Origin of the sequence: Clostridium sp. J1101437_171009_A5 (assembly GCF_015547905.1) — a bacterium.
GTDB classification, from domain to species: Bacteria; Bacillota; Clostridia; order Oscillospirales; family Oscillospiraceae; genus Pseudoflavonifractor_A; species Pseudoflavonifractor_A gallinarum.
Window position 1 is genome coordinate 133,166 of record NZ_JADMVY010000001.1, and the last position, 17,536, is coordinate 150,701.

At 63.6% G+C, this 17,536-nt stretch carries 18 protein-coding genes; 13 read left to right on the forward strand and 5 right to left on the reverse strand.

Annotated elements, in window-relative coordinates; genetic code table 11:
- The first annotated feature begins 24 nt into the window (after window positions 1-24).
- Window positions 25-1,284 carry a phosphoribosylamine--glycine ligase gene (purD, locus tag I2C21_RS00785; protein ID WP_195278263.1) on the forward strand — a complete coding sequence of 420 codons (1,260 nt, stop codon included), beginning with the start codon at window positions 25-27 and terminating at the stop codon, window positions 1,282-1,284.
- 62 nt (window positions 1,285-1,346) lie between these two features.
- Here the strand turns inward: purD and I2C21_RS00790 are convergent, their stop codons facing one another.
- From I2C21_RS00790 to murQ, 3 genes are read right to left on the reverse strand one after another with little or no spacing between them, the layout of a single operon-like run.
- Window positions 1,347-1,811 carry a GNAT family N-acetyltransferase gene (locus tag I2C21_RS00790; RefSeq protein ID WP_186962751.1) on the reverse strand — a complete coding sequence of 155 codons (465 nt, stop codon included), beginning with the start codon at window positions 1,809-1,811 and terminating at the stop codon, window positions 1,347-1,349.
- Window positions 1,808-3,031 carry an anhydro-N-acetylmuramic acid kinase gene (locus I2C21_RS00795; protein WP_195278264.1) on the reverse strand — a complete coding sequence of 408 codons (1,224 nt, stop codon included), beginning with the start codon at window positions 3,029-3,031 and terminating at the stop codon, window positions 1,808-1,810. The genes I2C21_RS00790 and I2C21_RS00795 overlap by 4 nt, the downstream gene beginning before the upstream one ends.
- A complete protein-coding gene (murQ, locus tag I2C21_RS00800; protein WP_195278265.1) occupies window positions 3,031-3,954 on the reverse strand; it encodes an N-acetylmuramic acid 6-phosphate etherase in 924 nt (307 codons plus the stop codon). The genes I2C21_RS00795 and murQ overlap by 1 nt, the downstream gene beginning before the upstream one ends.
- A 168-nt stretch (window positions 3,955-4,122) precedes the next feature.
- Between murQ and I2C21_RS00805 the strand changes: the two genes are divergently transcribed.
- The 7 genes from I2C21_RS00805 (at window position 4,123) to I2C21_RS00835 (ending at window position 11,676) form a co-directional block, all read left to right on the forward strand.
- Window positions 4,123-4,968, forward strand: coding sequence for an SIS domain-containing protein (locus tag I2C21_RS00805; RefSeq protein ID WP_180956879.1), 846 nt, complete (start codon window positions 4,123-4,125; stop codon window positions 4,966-4,968).
- Between the two features lie 48 nt (window positions 4,969-5,016).
- On the forward strand, window positions 5,017-6,054 hold the full coding sequence (locus tag I2C21_RS00810) for a serine hydrolase domain-containing protein (RefSeq protein ID WP_193537530.1): 1,038 nt from the start codon (window positions 5,017-5,019) through the stop codon (window positions 6,052-6,054).
- Window positions 6,055-6,115: 61 nt separating this feature from the next.
- Window positions 6,116-7,723, forward strand: a complete 1,608-nt coding sequence (locus I2C21_RS00815) for an ABC transporter substrate-binding protein (RefSeq protein ID WP_195278266.1) — start codon at window positions 6,116-6,118, stop codon at window positions 7,721-7,723.
- Window positions 7,724-7,874: 151 nt separating this feature from the next.
- A complete protein-coding gene (locus tag I2C21_RS00820; RefSeq protein ID WP_101693401.1) occupies window positions 7,875-8,819 on the forward strand; it encodes an ABC transporter permease in 945 nt (314 codons plus the stop codon).
- A 16-nt stretch (window positions 8,820-8,835) separates the two neighbouring features.
- Window positions 8,836-9,672: an ABC transporter permease gene (locus I2C21_RS00825; RefSeq protein ID WP_101693402.1), complete on the forward strand. Its 837-nt coding sequence runs from the start codon at window positions 8,836-8,838 to the stop codon at window positions 9,670-9,672.
- Window positions 9,673-9,688: 16 nt separating this feature from the next.
- Window positions 9,689-10,702, forward strand: a complete 1,014-nt coding sequence (locus I2C21_RS00830; RefSeq protein ID WP_195278267.1) for an ABC transporter ATP-binding protein — start codon at window positions 9,689-9,691, stop codon at window positions 10,700-10,702.
- On the forward strand, window positions 10,699-11,676 hold the full coding sequence (locus tag I2C21_RS00835) for an ABC transporter ATP-binding protein (protein ID WP_101693404.1): 978 nt from the start codon (window positions 10,699-10,701) through the stop codon (window positions 11,674-11,676). The genes I2C21_RS00830 and I2C21_RS00835 overlap by 4 nt, the downstream gene beginning before the upstream one ends.
- A gap of 76 nt (window positions 11,677-11,752) precedes the next feature.
- Here I2C21_RS00835 and I2C21_RS00840 read toward each other — a convergent pair whose 3' ends face one another.
- Entirely contained in the window at window positions 11,753-12,304 is a 552-nt protein-coding gene (locus I2C21_RS00840; RefSeq protein WP_186962756.1) for a Fe-S-containing hydro-lyase, read from the reverse strand.
- 6 nt (window positions 12,305-12,310) lie between these two features.
- Window positions 12,311-13,012 (reverse strand): coiled-coil domain-containing protein, encoded by a 702-nt coding sequence (locus tag I2C21_RS00845; protein WP_101693406.1) that lies wholly within the window; start codon window positions 13,010-13,012, stop codon window positions 12,311-12,313.
- A gap of 179 nt (window positions 13,013-13,191) precedes the next feature.
- Here I2C21_RS00845 and I2C21_RS00850 point away from each other — a divergent pair, with 179 nt between their 5' ends.
- The 5 genes from I2C21_RS00850 (at window position 13,192) to truA (ending at window position 17,527) form a co-directional block, all read left to right on the forward strand.
- On the forward strand, window positions 13,192-14,058 hold the full coding sequence (locus tag I2C21_RS00850) for a class I SAM-dependent methyltransferase (RefSeq protein WP_193537538.1): 867 nt from the start codon (window positions 13,192-13,194) through the stop codon (window positions 14,056-14,058).
- Window positions 14,059-14,093: 35 nt separating this feature from the next.
- Entirely contained in the window at window positions 14,094-14,939 is an 846-nt protein-coding gene (locus I2C21_RS00855; RefSeq protein WP_195278268.1) for an energy-coupling factor transporter ATPase, read from the forward strand.
- A 78-nt stretch (window positions 14,940-15,017) separates the two neighbouring features.
- Window positions 15,018-15,884 (forward strand): energy-coupling factor transporter ATPase, encoded by an 867-nt coding sequence (locus I2C21_RS00860; RefSeq protein WP_186962759.1) that lies wholly within the window; start codon window positions 15,018-15,020, stop codon window positions 15,882-15,884.
- Window position 15,885: 1 nt separating this feature from the next.
- Entirely contained in the window at window positions 15,886-16,692 is an 807-nt protein-coding gene (locus I2C21_RS00865) for an energy-coupling factor transporter transmembrane component T family protein (RefSeq protein ID WP_101693410.1), read from the forward strand.
- A 64-nt stretch (window positions 16,693-16,756) separates the two neighbouring features.
- Window positions 16,757-17,527, forward strand: a complete 771-nt coding sequence (gene truA / locus I2C21_RS00870) for a tRNA pseudouridine(38-40) synthase TruA (RefSeq protein ID WP_101693411.1) — start codon at window positions 16,757-16,759, stop codon at window positions 17,525-17,527.
- The last annotated feature ends 9 nt before the right edge of the window (window positions 17,528-17,536 follow it).

Here is a 17,536-nt window from a genome sequence, read left to right on the forward strand (position 1 = left end):
TATTGTGATTTGGAGGTCATCTCTATGCATGTTTTAGTGGTTGGCGGCGGCGGCCGCGAGCACGCCATTGTCTGGGCCCTGTCCAAGAGCCCCAAGGTAACGAAACTCTCCTGCGCCCCCGGCAACGCCGGGATCGCTGCCCTGGCCCAGTGTGTCCCGGTGAAAGCCACCGACGTGGAGGGCATGGTGGCCTGGGCCTGGGAGAACGCTGTGGACTTCGTCATGGTCGCCCCCGATGATCCCCTGGCCCTGGGCATGGTGGATGCCCTGGAGGCCGCTGGCATCCCCGCCTTCGGTCCCCGGGCCAACGCCGCCGTCATCGAGGCCAGCAAGGCCTTCTCCAAGGATCTGATGGCCAAGTATCACATCCCCACCGCCCGCTATCAGACCTTCACCGAGCTGGAGGCCGCCCTCGCCTATGTCCGGGAGCAGGGCGCCCCCATCGTGGTCAAGGCCGACGGCCTGGCCCTGGGCAAGGGCGTCATCGTGGCCCAGAGCGTGGAGGAGGCCGAGGAGGCCGTCCGCGCCATGATGGCCGACAAAAAGTTCGGCGAGGCGGGCGCCAAGGTGGTCATCGAGGAGTGCATGACCGGTCCCGAGGTCACCGTACTGGCCTTCTGCGACGGGAAGCACCTGGTTCCCATGCCTGCCTCCCAGGACCACAAGCGGGCCTTTGACGGCAACCAGGGCCCCAACACCGGCGGCATGGGCTCCATCGCCCCGGTGGCCTGCTACACCCCCGATCTGGCCCAGGTGTGCATGGAGACCATCTTCCAGCCCACGGTGGATGCCATGGCCGCCGAGGGCCGTCCCTTCCAGGGCGTGCTCTACTTCGGCCTCATGCTCACCCCCCAGGGCCCCAAGGTGGTGGAGTACAACTCCCGCTTCGGCGACCCCGAGTGTCAGTCCGTCCTCTCCCTGCTGGAGAGCGACCTGATGGACATTCTCCTGGCCTGCCGCAATGGCACCCTGGATCAGACCGAGATCCGCTGGAAAGCGGGTGCGGCCTGCTGTCTGGTGCTGGCCTCCGGGGGTTATCCCAGCTCCTACCGGAAGGGACTGCCCATCACCGGTTTGGAGGAGGCCGGCAAGACCGCCGTGGTCTTCCACGCGGGCACGGCCCGGAACGACTCCGGCGAGCTGGTCACCGGCGGCGGCCGCGTACTGGGTGTCACCGCCGTGGGCGGGGATCTGGACGAGGCCATCCGGGGCGCATATGCCTCGGCCGAACACATCCATTTTGAGGGGATGCAGTTCCGCACCGACATCGGCCGGGCCTTCTAACTGAAATCTGTCACGGACGCAGAAAGGCCGTCCGGAGCAAATATGCTCCGGACGGCCTTTTTTCATACCTCTTTGACCAGCACCAGCTCGGTGATGCCCTTCTTGGCCGCGTCGGGCAGGCTTCCCAGCGTCCAATAGCCCCGCCCGGCGTAGAATTTCTGGGCGCCGGTGTTGAAGTCGCTGACCATCAGCGTCACGCGGGAGGCCCCGGATGCCCGGGCCATCTCCTCCAGCTGCTCCATGAGCCAGCTTCCCACCTGCTGCCCCCGGAAGGAGGCCTTGACACCCAGCAGGCTCAGATAGGGATACAGCCCGCAGAAGCCACGCAGGACCACCCGCATGGCTCCGGCGATCTCTCCCTGCTCGGTGACCGCCAGATAGAGCTCTCCCCGTCCGGCCGCCCCCCGCAGGGAGCGCTCCAGCCGGTCGTCTCCCCGGAAATAACGCTCATAGATGGCGCTGTCCAGAAAGACCGGAAGACAGGCCTCCACGTCCTGCTCCGTCCCTTTGCGCAATTCCAGCTTCATCGATGCTCCCCCTTTCCCGATCCACGGGGCGGAAGGGAGATTTTTCCCATGACCGCGGCCCGCTCCGCCCCGGTGACGCCGGGCAGGCTGTTGGCCTCTCCCATGGCGCACCGGTCGGCCAGTACCGCAAAGGCCACCGCCTCCTTGGCATCGCTGCTCCATCCCAGATCCTCCTGGGTCTGCACCGCGACACCATACTCGCCCAGACGACGGGAGAGGAAGGCCAACAGCGTGGGGTTATAGCTCCCACCGCCGCCCACCACCAGGCGGGAGGCCTGATAACGGGGCTGGACATACCGCCCGTAGGCGTCGGCAATGCTCCAGGCGGTCAGGTCAGTCACCGTGGCCACGATGTCCTGGGGTGAGAGGCCCAGCTCCCTGCCCCGCTCCAGCACACGCTCGGTGTACTGGGTGCCGAACTCCTCCCGCCCGGTGGTCTTGGGCAGGGGACGGCTGTAATAGGGCTCCTGCTGGAGCCAGGCCAGCAGGTCTGCATTGACCCGGCCCGCCGCCGCCATGGCCCCGTCCACGTCATAGGTCTGCTCCCTCCCGGTCAGGGCGGAGACCGCCGCGTCAATGATCATATTGCCCGGCCCGGTATCAAAGGCATAGACTTCCTCCGGTCCCGCTCCGGCGGGCAGGACGGTCATATTTCCGATCCCGCCGATGTTCTGGAGAAGAATGGTCTCCTCTTCCCTCCGGTAGAGGAGGTACTCGGTGAAGGGCACCAGGGGCGCGCCCTGTCCGCCCACCGCCATATCCGCCACCCGGAAGTCCGACACCGTGGGCACACCGGTGCGGGCAGCGATCACGGCTCCCTCCCCGATCTGCACGGTGTAATGGATGGGGAAGCCCTCCTCCCACACGGTCTGGGGGCTGTGCCAAATGGTCTGTCCGTGGGAACCGATGAGATCCACATCCTCCAGACGCAGTCCAGCCCCCTCCACCACCGAGCGGGCGCTGCGGGCATAGAGCTCTCCCAGCAAAACGTTCATTCGTCCCACCCGGTCCACCGTGGCCTGCTCCGGCTGAAAGAGGGTAAAGATCTCCTCCCGCACCGTCTCCGGATAGGGCCGGTTCTCAAAGGCCAGCAGCTTCACCTGACAGCGGTCGCCCGTGCCCCGGACCTCCACCAAAGCGGCGTCCACCCCGTCCACCGAGGTGCCCGACATCATGCCCACGATCCGGCGCACCGGCTTGTCCGTTCCGCTCCAGAGCATTACGCCCCGCCTCCTTCTTCCCTGGCCTGGCAAATGGCCCGGCCCAGATGGTCCTCACAGCGCGTCAGCAGCGCCTTGGCTTCCTCCCGGTCCAGACCGCTCTCCAGCATCAGGATGGCCAGCTTGGCGTGGCCGTCCGCCCGGGTCAGATATTCCGCCGCCGTATCCGGGTCGGTCCCGGTGGCGTGGACGATCAGGCGCTTGGCCCGGTCCTCCAGCTTGCGGTTGCTCACCTTCAGATCCACCATCAGATTGCCGTAGACCTTGCCCAGCTTGATCATGGAACAGGTGGTGAGCATATTGAGCACCATTTTCTGGGCCGTTCCCGACTTCATACGGGTGGACCCGGAGATCACCTCAGGCCCCACCTGAGGGGCGATGCACACCTGACAGACCCGCTCCAGCTTGGAGTTTGCATTGGTGCAAAGCCCGATCACCGCGGCGCCCAGCTCTCCCGCCCGGCGGACGGCCGCCAGTACGTAGGGGGCGCTGCCGCTGGCGGTGATGCCCACCACCGCGTCTTTGGGGCCTACCTTCAGCTCCTCCACCAGGCGGATGCCGTCCTCTTCCCGGTCCTCACAGCCCTCCACCGGGTGACGCAGCGCAGTGTCGCCTCCCGCGATGTAGCCCTGCACCATGTCCGGGTCCACGCCGAAGGTGGGCACGCACTCCGACGCGTCCAGCACTCCCAAACGCCCCGATGTCCCCGCGCCCAGATAGATGAGTCTCCCTCCTGCACGGAACCGCTCATAGATCAGATCCACCGCCGCGGCGATCTTGTCCGTCTCCTTGGCCACCGCCGCCGCCACCAGTGCGTCCTGTTGGTTGATGAGCCGCACCATCTCCTCTGTGGAACAGGTGTCGATCCGCCGGGTCTCCTCGTTGATCCCCTCTGTGCTCAGGCCTGCCAGATAGTCGTCCATGCGCACACCTCCTGTCTGTTTGCTTCTAGCCTACCGCATCCCTCTCACTCTGTCAACACAATATTATTTCATCTTTTTTGCAAGATTCATGAAATTATATTTCAAACCCTCTGGACTTGCCTCTCACGCTTTGCTATAATATCTACAAAAAGAGAGGAGGTTGTCGCCGTGGGATGCACACTTTTGATCAAAGAAGGCCTCGCCTCGCTGACAGAGACCGAACGGCGTCTTGCCGACTACCTTCTGTCCCACAGCGGGGAGGTCACCCGCATGAACGCCAAGGAGTTTGCCGCCGCCTGCGGCTCCTCCCCGGCGGCGGTGGTGCGCTTCTCCCAGAAGCTCGGTTTCAAAGGCTTTACCGAATTAAAGCTGGACCTGGCCAAAGAATCTGGTGCCGAGGCACTGGACGAGTTTCAGACTGTCATCCAGGAGCACGACGACCTGGACACCATTCTCCAGAAGGCGGAGCTCATCCATCTCAAGAACACCTCCCTGACCTATCGCATGGTCAATGTGTCGGTCCTCAACCAGGCGGTGGAGGAGATCTGTGCCGGACGGCGCATCCATCTCTTTGGTATCGGGGCCTCCGGCCTGCTGGCGATGGATTTCCTCTACAAATCCTCCCGCATCGGCATCCCCGCCTTCTATCACGCTGACGCCCACACCAATCTGGCCACCGCCGCTCTGCTGGATGAGAGCGACATTGTCATTGCCATCAGCTACAGCGGTGAGACCCGGGAGACTGTCCTGGCCGCCCGGGCCGCCAAGGAGCGGGGATGCAGAGTCATCGCCATCACTCAGGCCAACCACAACTCGCTCTCCCGCCTGGCCGACTATCCCCTCTACATCCCCAGCGAGGAGGGGGAGTTCCGCATGGGGGCCATGACCTCCCGGATCTCCGGCCTGCTCCTGCTGGACCTGCTCTATCTTGGGATCGCCAAGCACGACTTCGACCATACCCGGAAGAGCCTCTCCCAGACCAGGGAGCTCATACGCTCCCTTCAGCAGGACTGAGCGCTCTTCCTGCGTGAACCATATCATTTTCCAATGGAGGTGCGGCAGATGGAACTGTCACAGCTTGACACCATATTGGAGACCTACCGGCAGGAAGGGTATTACCCTTCCGCGGTCTGCCAGGTATTCAATGAGAAAGAGATCCTGTACCGCCGGGCCGTGGGCGGAGTGGAGCTCAGCGCCTGGTTTGACCTGGCCTCGGTCAGCAAACTGGTGTGTACCACGATGCTCCTCTCGCTTATGGAGGAGGGACGCTTCACCCCGGAGACACCCGTGCTCTCCCTCCTGCCCGCCCATGCCCCCGGCCCGGTCACCCGGCGGCGGTTGGAGAAGGTGACCGTGGGACAGCTCATGACCCACACCTCCGGTATCGTACCGTGGTATCCCTTCTACGCCGATGGGCGGGACTTCTACACGGTGCTGGAACACGTTCTGGCCACCACGGAGCCCGAGACCGGCATGGCATACAGCGATCTGAACTTCATGCTCCTGGGCCTGGTGGTGGAGGCGGTCTCCGGCCTTCCCCTCCGGCAGGCGCTGGAGCGCTATGTCAAAGCTCCCCTTGGTATCTCGGATATGGCCTATGGTCCCATCGATCCCGCTCTGGCTGTGCCCACCTGCTATGGAAATCAGATCGAGCAACGCATGTGCGCCCAGCGGGGCCTCTCCTTTGACGGCTGGCGGCCCAACGGCGTGGAGGTACGGGGCACCTGCAACGACGGGAACGCCTTCTATTACTGGAACGGCGCCAGCGGACATGCCGGGATCTTCGCTACGGCGGACGCCCTCTCTGCTCTGGGGCAGTTCTATCTCTCCACCGACCGCCCCTGGTTCCTCCGGGCCATGGAGACCTGTGTGGAGGAGCGGGGCCTGGGCTTTGACCGGTGTGACGTCTTCCCGGATGGTTGCGGACACAACGGTTTTACCGGCACCAGTCTGTGGATCAGCCGTGCCCATCACATAGGCGCGGTCATCCTCACCAACAAATTCTACCGTATGGAGGGGGAGCCGCCCGGATCCTCCAACGATTTCCGCCGGGCGGTCCACTATGCTCTGCTGGGACGAACACCCCCCGTTCCCGTCTGACCGGTATCCGCAGGCGCTGGCCTGTGACATACGAAATCTGAATGGAAAAGAGGTACTTACTGTGAAGAACGCAAAAAAGTGGCTATCCCTCTCCCTGGCCGGCGTCCTGCTTACGGGTCTGCTGGCCGGATGCGGCGGCGGGAATACGCCCCCCGCATCCTCCGCCCCCAGCGCTCCGGTCTCCACCACCCCGGTGGAGGGCGGCATCCTCAAGTACGGTACGGACTCCGAGCCCACCGGCTTTGATCCCCACACCGTCTCCGAGGAGGCCTCCCTCCGGATCATCAACCAGCTCTATGAGACTCTGGTTGCTACCAACGCCGACATGACCTACTATGGTCAGCTGGCCGAGAGCTGGGAGATCCCCGACGACGTGACCTACATCTTCTATCTCCGCAAGGGCGTGAAGTTCCACTCCGGCCGGGAGATGACTGCGGACGACGTGGTCTACTCCTTTGACCGTGTCCTGGGCAAGACCGAGGCCGGCGACATCGGCGCCCTGGGCAGCAAGGACAGCTACTATGGCGGCATCGAGAGCGTGGAGGCGGTGGACGATTACACCGTCAAGTTCACCCTCAAGGAGCCCAACGCCGCCTTCCTGGGCAACCTCACCAGCAACTATGGCGCCATCGTGGACAAGGATGTCATCGCGGAGAACGGCGACCTGATGCGTGCCGACGGCGGCACCGGTCCCTTCATGCTGGGCGAGTGGCTCCCCGACAACTACGTGGAGCTGCCCAAGTTTGAGGAGTACTGGGAGGCCGACCGGGTCAAGCTGGGCGGCATCACCTACTACCTCATCGGCGACGAGGCCGCCCGTCTGGCCGCCCTGCGCACCGGTGAGATCAACATCGCCAACCTCTCCTCCACCAACGTGACCGCCGCCGAGAAGGAGAGCAACCTGAGCGTTCTGGGTTACCAGACCAACGACTACATCGCCATGGGCTGCAACCTCTCCACCCCCGCGCTCCAGGATCAGAACGTCCGTCAGGCCATGAGCTACGCCCTGGACCGCCAGACCCTCATCAACGTGGTCTTTAACGGCCAGGCCCAGGTCAGCACCATGATGCCCCCCGCCATGGGTCACTGGTCTCTGGGCGCCGATTCCTTTGACCTCTACCAGTTCAACCTGGACAAGGCCAAGGAGCTGATGGAGGCCGCCGGGTACAGCGACAGCAACCGTCTGAGCCTGAAGCTGGCCGCCGGTCTGATGGACTCCCTCCGCCAGGCCGCCGTGGTCATCCAGCAGCAGCTCTCCGAGATCTACATCGACGTGGAGATCACCAACCTGGAGTCCGGCGAGTACGTGGACATCTGGGGCAAGATGAGCACCCCCGAGGCCGGCTTTGACCTGATGGTGGTCAGCGACGGCGCCGGCACCGATCCCAACCGTGCCATCTCCTTCTTCTTCGGCACCGGTTCCAGCGCCAACGTCTTTGGCTTCTCCAATGAGCGTGTGGACGAGCTGTGCGCCCTGGGCATCGCCACCACCGACGAGGCCAAGCGGGAGGAGTACTACAACGAGGCCCAGGAGATCTGCGTGGAGGACTCCACCAAGATCTGCATCGCAAGCCCCATGAAGTACTTCGTCTCCAGCACCAGCGTGCAGGGCTTCGCCCCCTCCGCCGCTGACGCCAGCGACTTCCGGGACACCTATCTGACCCAGTAAAATCGATCTTCCGCGGGGAGACGGGGGCAAAATTGCCCCCGCTCCCCCCGCGCTTCTCCTGATTGAGGACTGACCGCTCTCCGCCCCACTTCCCGGGCGGGTGGCGGTCAATCCTCAATCCAAGGCACCGTTCGAAAGGGAGTGTGACACGATGAAACAATACACCATTCGCCGCATCCTTCAGCTCATTCCGGTCTTGCTGGGCATCAGTATTCTGATCTTCGCCGTCATGAAGATGATCCCCGGCGACGTGATCTCGGGTATCCTGGGCGTGGAGGCCACGCCTGAGCTGCGGGCTCAGCTGGCCGCCAAATACGGCCTGGACCGCCCCTATATCGTACAGTACCTGGACTGGATCGGCGGCGTGCTCCGGGGCGATTTTGGGGAATCCATCCGCACAGCGGAGCCCATCCTGCCCCAGATCCTCACCCGCTTTCAGGTGACCGCTGAGCTCACCATCCTGGCCGCCGTTATCTCCTGGTTCGTGGCCATCCCTCTGGGCATCCTCGCCGCGGTCAAGCGCAACTCCATGGCCGACCGGCTGATCCGGGTCTTTGCCCTGCTGGGCGTCTCGGTCCCCGGCTTTGCCCTGTCCATCCTGCTGATCCTCTTCCTCTCCTTGGCCTTCGGTTACTTCTCCCCTCTGGGCTATGTAGGATTTTTTGAGGACCCCCTGCGCAACCTTCAGATCATGATCCTCCCGGCCTCGATCCTGGGCATCTCCATCTCGGGCTCGGTTATGCGTATGACCCGCTCGTCGGTGCTGGAGGTCCTGCGGCAGGACTTTGTCCGCACCGTCCGGGCCAAGGGCGCCAGTGAGCGGGTGGCCATCTTCAAGCACGTCCTGCGCAGCGCCCTCATCCCCATCGTCACACTGGTGGGCATGCAGATCGGCTCCCTGCTGGGAGGCGCGGTCATCGTGGAGCAGATCTTCTCCCTCCCCGGCCTGGGCCAGATGACTCTGACCGGCATCAACCAGCGGGATTACCCCGTGGTGCAGGGCTGCGTGCTCTTCATCGCCTTTGTGTACGTACTGGTCAATGTGGTGACCGACCTGCTGTACGCCTACATTGACCCCCGTATCTCTTACGACTGACGGCAGGAGGATTACCATGAAACGACTTGGACAGACGATCCGGGATCTGTGGAAGGATCCCATGGGGCGCATCGGCATGATCGGCATCCTGCTGGTCATCCTGGTGGCCATCTTTGCCCCCCTGGCGGCTCCCTTTGAGCCGGACAAGATGGTGGCCATGCCCAAATCCGCCCCCAGCGCCGACTATTGGTTCGGCACCGACAACTACGGCCGGGACATCTTCAGCCGCATCCTCTACGGCGCCCGGGTCTCTCTGGAGGTGGGCATCATCGCCGTGGGTATCGGCGCGGTGGCCGGCTACATCCTGGGCCTGCTGGCGGGCTATTTTGAGGGCTGGGTGGACCGGGTCATCATGTGTGTGATGGACATCCTCTTTGCCTTCCCCTCCATCCTGCTGGCCATCTTCATCTCGGCGGTGCTGGGACGGGGCCTGGTCAACACCATGATCGCCATCGGCATCGTCAACATTCCCGTCTTTGCCCGGACCGTACGGGCGGCGGTCATCTCGGCCAAGGGCCTGGAGTATGTCTCCAACGCCCGGAGCGTGGGCGTCCGGACGGGCGCCATCCTGGTGCGGCACATCTCCCCCAACGTGGTGGCGCCCTTTACGGTGCAGGCTACCCTGGCCCTCTCCAGCGCCATTCTCACCGAGGCCTCCATGAGCTTCCTGGGCCTGGGCATCCAGCCCCCCGATCCCTCCTGGGGCTCCATGCTCTCCGAGGCCCGCACCTTTATGGAGCAGGCCCCCTGGATGGCCATCTTCCCCGCACTCTTCATCATTGTGACCATCCTGCTCTTCAACATCCTGGGCGACAGCCTCCGCGACGTGCTGGACCCCAAGCTCAAAACCTGATGGGAGGACTGCCGACATGGATCATCTCTTGGAAATGCGCAATCTCTCCATCGACCTGTACCGGGGATGGCGGACGCCTCCGGTCAAGCTGGTGGAGGGAATTGACCTCAACATCGATAAAAAACAGAATTTCGGCATCGTGGGCGAGTCCGGCTGCGGGAAGAGCATCACCTGTTCCTCCATCATGGGACTGCTCTCCTTCCCTCTTTCCGTAGGTGCAGGGAGCAGCATCCGCTTCCAGCGGGAGAATGGGACCGATACCGAGTTGCTCTCCCTTCCGAAAAAGCAGATGCAGCAGCTGCGGGGCAAGGAGATCTCCATGATCTTTCAGGAGCCCATGACCGCCCTGGACCCCATGTATACCATCGAAGACCAGATTGTGGAGTCCCTCCGCTTCCACACCGATCTCAGCCGCTCCGCCATGCGGGAGGCCGCCCTGGAGATGCTCCGCAAGGTCAAGATCCCCCGGGCAGAGGAGATCCTGAAGGAGTATCCCCACCACCTCTCCGGCGGCATGCTCCAGCGGGTCATGATCGCCATTGCCCTCATCAACAATCCCCGGCTCCTCATCGCCGATGAGCCCACCACCGCCCTGGACGTGACCATTCAGGCCCAGATTCTGGATCTGATGAACGAACTGCGGGAGAGCTATGACACCTCGGTCATCATGATCACCCATGACCTGGGTGTCATCGCCGAGACCTGTGAACAGGTGGCGGTCTTTTATGCCGGCCAAGTGGTGGAGCAGGCCAGCGTGGACGACATCTTCCACCACACAGCCCACCCCTATACCAGCGGACTGCTGCGCTCGGTGACCTCTCTGGGCGGAGAGCAGAAGGAGCTCTATACCATCCGGGGCACCGTGCCCACCGCCGGGCAGTTCTCTTCCGGCTGTCGCTTTGCCGACCGGTGCGAACACTGCACGGCCCGCTGCCGGGAGGCGGTTCCGCCGCTGACCGAGGTGGCCCCCGGGCACCAGTGCCGCTGCTGGCTCCACGCCGGCGGCGCAGAGAAGGAGGCGGCACGATGAGTCAGGAAAACATTCTGCTGGACGTCCAGCATCTGAAAACCTACTTTCCCATCCGGGGCGGCGTGATGCGCAAGGCCGTAGGCCATGTCCACGCGGTGGAGGATGTCTCCTTCCAGATCCGGGAGCAGGAGACCTTCGGCCTGGTGGGCGAGTCTGGCTGCGGCAAGTCCACCACCGGCCGGAGTATCCTCCGCCTCATCGAGCCCACCGGCGGACAGGTTCTCTTTGACGGCACCGACCTGTGTACCCTGAGCCGGGAGCAGCTGCGGCTGAAGCGGCGGGACATGCAGCTCATCTTCCAGGACCCCTATGCCTCCCTCAACCCCCGCATGACGGTACATAAGCTGTTGGAGGAGCCGCTGCTCACCCATTTCCATCTCTCCCCCAAGGAGCGGGAGGAGCAGATCCAGTGGATCGCTCAGGCTGTGGGCATCACGGCGGAGCATCTGGAGCGCTATCCCCATCAGTTCTCCGGCGGACAGCGCCAGCGCATCGCCATCGCCCGGGCCCTCATCTGCAAGCCCCGCTTCGTGGTGGCTGACGAGCCGGTCTCCGCGCTGGACGTGTCCATCCAGTCCCAGATCCTCAACCTGCTCATGGGACTTCAGCAGGATCTGAAGCTCTCCTATCTTTTCATCTCCCACGATCTGAACGTGGTGCGCCACATCAGCAACCGGGTGGGTGTGATGTATCTGGGTCGTCTGGTGGAGACGGGCAGCACCGAAGATGTCTACCGCAATCCTCTCCACCCCTACACCAAGGCCCTTCTCTCCGCCATTCCCAAGCGGGACCCGTCGGAGGAAAAGGAGCGCATCCATCTGGAGGGCGATGTGCCCAGCCCGGCCGATCCCCCCAGCGGCTGTGCCTTCCACGACCGCTGCCCCCACTGCATGGGAATCTGCAAGGAGCAGCCGCCCCAGACCCGGGAGCTGGAGCCCGGCCACCGGGTGGCCTGCCATCTCTACAATCCATAGCACACCCAAACACTTACGTACATATGAAAAGAGCGGACCGGAAGATTTCCGGTCCGCTTTTCGTATTCAGATGATCTTATTTCGCGGCGTATTCGGCCCGGCCGCTGCGGAAGAGATTTCCGCCCGTGCTGTCGATGGCGACCGTCAGGGGGAAGTCCTCCACGGTCATCTTCTTCACCGACTCACAGCCCAGCTCGTCAAAGGCGATGACCTCGGCGGCCTTGATGCAGCGGGCGATCAGCGCCCCCGCGCCTCCCACCGCCGCGAAATAGCACGCCCCGTTGCGGACGATGGCGTCCACCACCTCCTGACTGCGCTCTCCCTTGCCGATCATGGCACCCAGGCCCAGGTCCAGCAGCCGGGGGGCAAAGGCGTCCATCCGGCTGGCCGTGGTGGGGCCGCAGGCTCCCACCGCCATGCCCTGCTGTCCCGGGGTGGGACCGGCATAATAGATCACCGCGTCCCGCAGCGGGAAGGGCAGGTCCTCTCCCCGGTCCAGGAGCTCAAAAAAGCGTTTGTGAGCCGCGTCCCGGGCGGTGTAGATGGTCCCGCTCAGGATCACCCGGTCTCCCGCCTTCAGCGCAGGAATGTGGCTGCGCAGGTCCTGTGTATGCAGACGGTATTCCATCTCTCCTCACTCCTCATCCAGCGGCAGAGGCTCGGGCATCCGGGGCCCGATGGCCTCCTCATAGGTCTCCAGCAGCAGCTTGAGCTCGGCGTCATGGTCACCGAACTCGGCGGTGAGTCCCTCCATGCTCTTGCGCACCCGGTCCAGCTCCCCGGCTGTGTGGGCGATGGTGGCCTCAATATCCGTGCGCATCCGGTCATAGCCGGCCTGCACTTTGTAGATCCACTGTTCCAGCTCCTGACGGGCCTTCTCCACCTGCTCCCGGGCGGCCGCCTCGATCCCCTGGGCACGGCAGTGGGCCTCCAGCTCGATGCCGGCCGTGCGGTCCTTGATGGCCTCGTAAGCTCTGGCCCCCTGCTCGCTTTTCTCCAGGCGCTCCTTCAGGTCGGAGAGCTGGTTCTGGAGGGCGCTTTGCTCCTCTGCCTGGAGCTCCCGCTCGCCCCGGCTCTGCTCCAGCGCGGCACCCCGCTCGGCCAGCTCGCCGGTGAGCTTCTGTACCTGGGCCGACAGCTCCACCAGACGCCCCTCGGCCTCTTCCACCCGCGCTTTGAGTTTGTCCCGCTCCTCCGTCATGGCGGAGAGCTCTTTCTGAAGTCCCTCCACCTTGGCGGCGTGGTCCTGATTGGCCTTCTCGATATAGTCCAGTACGTCCTGCTTACTGAACCCGCCCAATGCGGCGGTACGGAACTGAATGTCCGCTGCCTCCATCTACGTACACGCTCCTTCTCTCAGGGTATTGCTCGAATCAGGGGTATTTTATCACAATTTTGCGGGCAATACAATCCTATTCTATTTGACGCTGGCCGGGGCCAGGTGATATAATAACCTGATTGTACCATTTCCATCGCCCTGCGATGGATGAGATTGATAGATGGAGCGAATGCACTATGTGGATTTCCGACGCCTGGAAAGACTATGAACTGATTGACTGCGGCCGTGGGGAAAAACTGGAACGCTGGGGGAAGCATCTCCTGGTCCGCCCCGACCCCCAGGCCATCTGGAATACGCCCCGGAGACATCCCGGCTGGAAGAAGCACGAGGCCCGCTATGCCCGCTCCTCCACCGGCGGGGGCGCCTGGGAGAAGAAGGATCTGCCCGAACGCTGGACGGTGGACTACCGGGACCTCACCTTTAATATTAAACCCATGAATTTCAAGCACACCGGCCTCTTCCCTGAGCAGGCCGCCAACTGGGACTGGGCCCGGGAGCAGATCCGCCGAGCCAACCGTCCCATCCAGGTGCTCAACCTCTTTGCCTATACCGGCGGAGCTACCGTGGCCTGTGCCGCGGCGGGGGCTTCGGTCTGCCACGTGGACGCGGCCAAGGGCATGGTGAGCTGGGCCAGAGAGAATGCCCGCTCCTCCGGGCTGGAGGATGCCCCCATCCGCTGGATCATTGACGACTGCGGCAAGTTCGTGGAGCGGGAGATCCGCCGTGGCCGGCGGTATGACGCCATCATCATGGACCCTCCCTCCTATGGCCGGGGCCCCTCCGGTGAGATCTGGAAGCTGGAGGAGAACCTCTATCCCTTTGTGGAGCTGGTCTCGGGCGTCCTCTCGGACAACCCCCTCTTTGTCATCATCAACTCCTACACCACCGGCCTTGCCCCCTCGGTGCTCACTTACATCCTGGAGACCATCGTCTCCTCCAAACACGGAGGCCACACCGACAGCCAGGAGCTGGGCCTGCGGGTCCGTGAGACCGGGCTGGCCCTCCCCTGCGGCGCCACCGGACGCTGGCTGGCCGACCGCTGAGGGACCCACCCTTCTGAGATTTGAGGATATCGACTATGAGCAACGCCATCATTGAAATCAGAGATCTGCACTTTTCCTACACCGGGGCGGAGGGTGCCTCCCCCTCGGTGCTCAACGGAGTGAACCTCTCCATTGAGGAGGGCTCCTTCGTGGCGGTCCTGGGGCACAACGGTTCGGGCAAATCCACCCTGGCCAAGCACCTCAACGCCATCCTCCTCCCCAGCGGCGGGGCGGTCTATGTGGCGGGTATGGACACCGCTGACGAGTCCCTCCTGCTGGACATCCGCCGCACTGTGGGCATGGTCTTCCAGAATCCGGACAACCAGATTGTCGCCAATGTGGTGGAGGAAGACGTGGCCTTCGCCCCGGAAAACCTGGGGGTCCCCCCTGCTGAGATCCGCCGCCGGGTGGACGAGGCCCTCAAGGCCGTGGGTATGTATGAGTTCCGGGAGCACGCCCCCCACCTTCTCTCGGGCGGACAGAAGCAGCGAGTGGCCATCGCCGGCGTCATCGCCATGGCTCCCCGCTGCATCGTGCTGGACGAGCCCACCGCCATGCTGGACCCGGTGGGCCGCCGGGAGGTCCTGGAGACCATACAGAAGCTCAACCGCCTCTCCGGGGTCACTGTAGTCCTCATCACCCACCACATGGACGAGGCCGCCCTGGCCGACCGTCTGGTGGTCATGTCCAAGGGCCAGGTGGTGGCTGACGGCGCTCCCCGGGAGGTCTTTCAGCGGGTGGAGAAGCTCAAGGCCCTGGGCCTCACCGTCCCCGAGACCACCGAGCTGCTCTGGCAGCTCCGGCAGGACGGGCTGGACGTGCCCCTGGACGCCCTGAGCGACGAGGAGTGCGCTCAGGCCCTCTACCAACTCTTCCGCTGAGGCGCGAGAGCCTCCGCCACTTCTTCGGGCGTCATCCCTTCGGGGAGATGCACCACTTTCGCAAAGGAATGAAGTTATTTGGAACCCATTCTTCAGACACATCAGCTCTCTCACGTCTACTCCCAGGGCACGCCCTTTGAGCGGGCTGCCCTGCTGGACGTGGAGTTTGCCGCCTACCCCGGGGAGTACCTGGGAATCATCGGCCACACCGGGTCGGGAAAATCCACCCTCATCCAGCACCTCAACGGTCTGCTCAAGCCCACCGGCGGGCAGGTCCTCTTTGAGGGAAAGGACATCTGGGAGACCAAGGAGCGCACCCGTCAGACCCGCTTCCAGGTGGGTCTGGTGTTCCAGTATCCCGAGTACCAGCTCTTTGAGGAGACCATCTACAAGGACATCTCCTTCGGTCCCCGGAACATGGGACTGCCCGAGGAGGAGATCGACCGCCGGGTCCGGGAGGCCGCCCATTTCGTGGGTCTGCGGGATGAACTGCTGGAGCGCTCCCCCTTTGAACTCTCCGGCGGTCAGAAGCGCCGGGTGGCCATCGCCGGCGTCATCGCCATGGAGCCCAAGGTCCTCATTCTGGACGAGCCCACCGCCGGGCTGGACCCGGTGGGTGTGGAGCAGATCCTCCAGAACATCCGAGATTACCACGAGGCCAATAACGCCACCATCATTCTGGTCTCCCACTCTATGGAGGAGGTAGCCCGGACAGTGGACCGCCTGGTGGTGGTCAACGACGGGACCATTCCCTTTGAGGGTCCCCCCCGGGAGGTCTTCCGCCATGGGGAGGAGCTGGAGGCCATGGGTCTGGGCGTGCCCCAGATGACCCGGGTCTTCCACCGCCTGCGCTCCATGGGCGTGGACATCGACCCCTCGGTCTACACCATCGCCCAGGCACGCCAGGTCCTGCTGGATGCGCTCAAGAGAAAGGGGGCGGTCTGATATGGCTCTGAAAGACATCACCCTGGGACAGTACTTTCCCGGTCACACCATCCTCCACCGGATGGACCCCCGCACCAAGATCCTGCTGACCACCCTCTACATCGTGGCCCTCTTCCTGTGCAAGCAGGTGGTCTCCTATGCCCTGGTCATCGCCGTGCTGGCAGGGGCCGTGGCCATCTCCCACGTGGGTCTCAAATCCATCGTCCGCGGGATGCGTCCGGTGCTCATCATCGTCATCCTGACGGCGGTTCTCAACCTCTTCTATACCCCCGGGCAGGAGCTGTGGCGCTGGGGCTTCCTTCGAATCACCGTCGAGGGCATCTGGGCGGCCGTCTTTATGGTGCTGCGCATCACCCTGCTCATCACCTGCACCTTCCTGCTCACCTATACCACTTCCCCCATCCTGCTCACCGACGGACTGGAAAAGCTGCTCTCCCCCCTCAAGCACCTGCGCTTCCCCGTCCATGAGCTGGCCATGATGATGTCCATTGCCCTGCGCTTCATCCCCACCCTCATCGAGGAGACCGACAAAATCATGTCGGCCCAGCGGGCCAGAGGCGCCGACTTTGACTCGGGCAATCTGATCCAGAAGGCCCAGGCCCTGGTGCCTCTGCTGGTGCCCCTGTTCATCTCCGCCTTCCGGCGGGCCGATGAGCTGGCGGTGGCCATGGAGTGCCGCTGCTACCATGGCGGAGAGGGCCGCACCCGGATGCGTCAGCTCCATTTCCAGCGCGCCGACTGCGCCGCTCTGGTCCTGGGCGTCGCCCTGGTGGCCGCCGTGTCCGTCCTGCGGCACTTCGGCCTGTAATATTCCCAGGCCGGAGAATCCCATTCTCCGGCCTTATCAACTTTCAAGGTGAATGAGATCTGCTATGAGAAATATCGCGCTGCAACTGATGTATGTGGGCACCGCCTATCACGGCTGGCAGGTGCAGAAGACGGTCACCACCGTGGCTGAAACCCTGGAAAAGGCCCTGTCCACCGTGGTCTGCCACCCAGTCAAGTGTACCGGTGCCGGACGCACCGATGCCGGGGTCCACGCCGAGACCTATGTGGCCAATTTCCACACCACCTCTTCCATCCCCTGTGAACGGCTCCCCCTGGCGGTGAACACCCGCCTGCCCGACGACATCGTGGTGGTCCGGGCCGCCGAGGTGCCCGACTCCTTCAACGCCATCGGCTCCTGTCTGAAAAAGGAGTACACCTACCGCATCTATAACTCCCGCATCCGCAACGCCTTCTTCGTGGACCGGGCCTGGTTCTATCCCAAGCCCCTGGACGAGAAGGTGATGCAGGCGGCGGCCAGCCAGTTTGTGGGTACCCACGACTTTGCCGCCGTCCAGTCGGTGGGCACCGAGGTCCAGTCCACGGTGCGCACCATCCACTACTTCGACATCACCCGGGCGGGGGACCTCATCACCTGCCGGGTCTGCGCCAATGGCTTTCTCTACAATATGGTGCGGGCCCTGGTGGGCACCTGCGTCTACGCCGCCGAGGGGAAGCTCTCCCCCGACGACATCCCCCGTCTGTTGGAGTCCCGCAACCGCACGGCGGCGGGTCCCACTGTCCCGCCGGGCGGGCTCTACATGACCCGTCTCTGGTATCCGGAGGACACCCTGGGACAGGTCGTTCCCTTCCGCTGAGCCTAACAG

Coding starts and splice junctions, on each gene's coding strand:
- truA (WP_101693411.1), top strand. CDS start 16,757: ATGAGAAATATCGCGCTGCAACTGATGTATGTGGGCACCGCCTATCAC.
- I2C21_RS00825 (WP_101693402.1), top strand. CDS start 8,836: ATGAAACGACTTGGACAGACGATCCGGGATCTGTGGAAGGATCCCATG.
- I2C21_RS00790 (WP_186962751.1), bottom strand. CDS start 1,811: ATGAAGCTGGAATTGCGCAAAGGGACGGAGCAGGACGTGGAGGCCTGT.
- I2C21_RS00835 (WP_101693404.1), top strand. CDS start 10,699: ATGAGTCAGGAAAACATTCTGCTGGACGTCCAGCATCTGAAAACCTAC.
- purD (WP_195278263.1), top strand. CDS start 25: ATGCATGTTTTAGTGGTTGGCGGCGGCGGCCGCGAGCACGCCATTGTC.
- I2C21_RS00855 (WP_195278268.1), top strand. CDS start 14,094: ATGAGCAACGCCATCATTGAAATCAGAGATCTGCACTTTTCCTACACC.
- I2C21_RS00810 (WP_193537530.1), top strand. CDS start 5,017: ATGGAACTGTCACAGCTTGACACCATATTGGAGACCTACCGGCAGGAA.
- I2C21_RS00850 (WP_193537538.1), top strand. CDS start 13,192: ATGTGGATTTCCGACGCCTGGAAAGACTATGAACTGATTGACTGCGGC.
- I2C21_RS00820 (WP_101693401.1), top strand. CDS start 7,875: ATGAAACAATACACCATTCGCCGCATCCTTCAGCTCATTCCGGTCTTG.
- I2C21_RS00845 (WP_101693406.1), bottom strand. CDS start 13,012: ATGGAGGCAGCGGACATTCAGTTCCGTACCGCCGCATTGGGCGGGTTC.
- I2C21_RS00840 (WP_186962756.1), bottom strand. CDS start 12,304: ATGGAATACCGTCTGCATACACAGGACCTGCGCAGCCACATTCCTGCG.
- I2C21_RS00795 (WP_195278264.1), bottom strand. CDS start 3,031: ATGCTCTGGAGCGGAACGGACAAGCCGGTGCGCCGGATCGTGGGCATG.
- murQ (WP_195278265.1), bottom strand. CDS start 3,954: ATGGACGACTATCTGGCAGGCCTGAGCACAGAGGGGATCAACGAGGAG.
- I2C21_RS00830 (WP_195278267.1), top strand. CDS start 9,689: ATGGATCATCTCTTGGAAATGCGCAATCTCTCCATCGACCTGTACCGG.
- I2C21_RS00865 (WP_101693410.1), top strand. CDS start 15,886: ATGGCTCTGAAAGACATCACCCTGGGACAGTACTTTCCCGGTCACACC.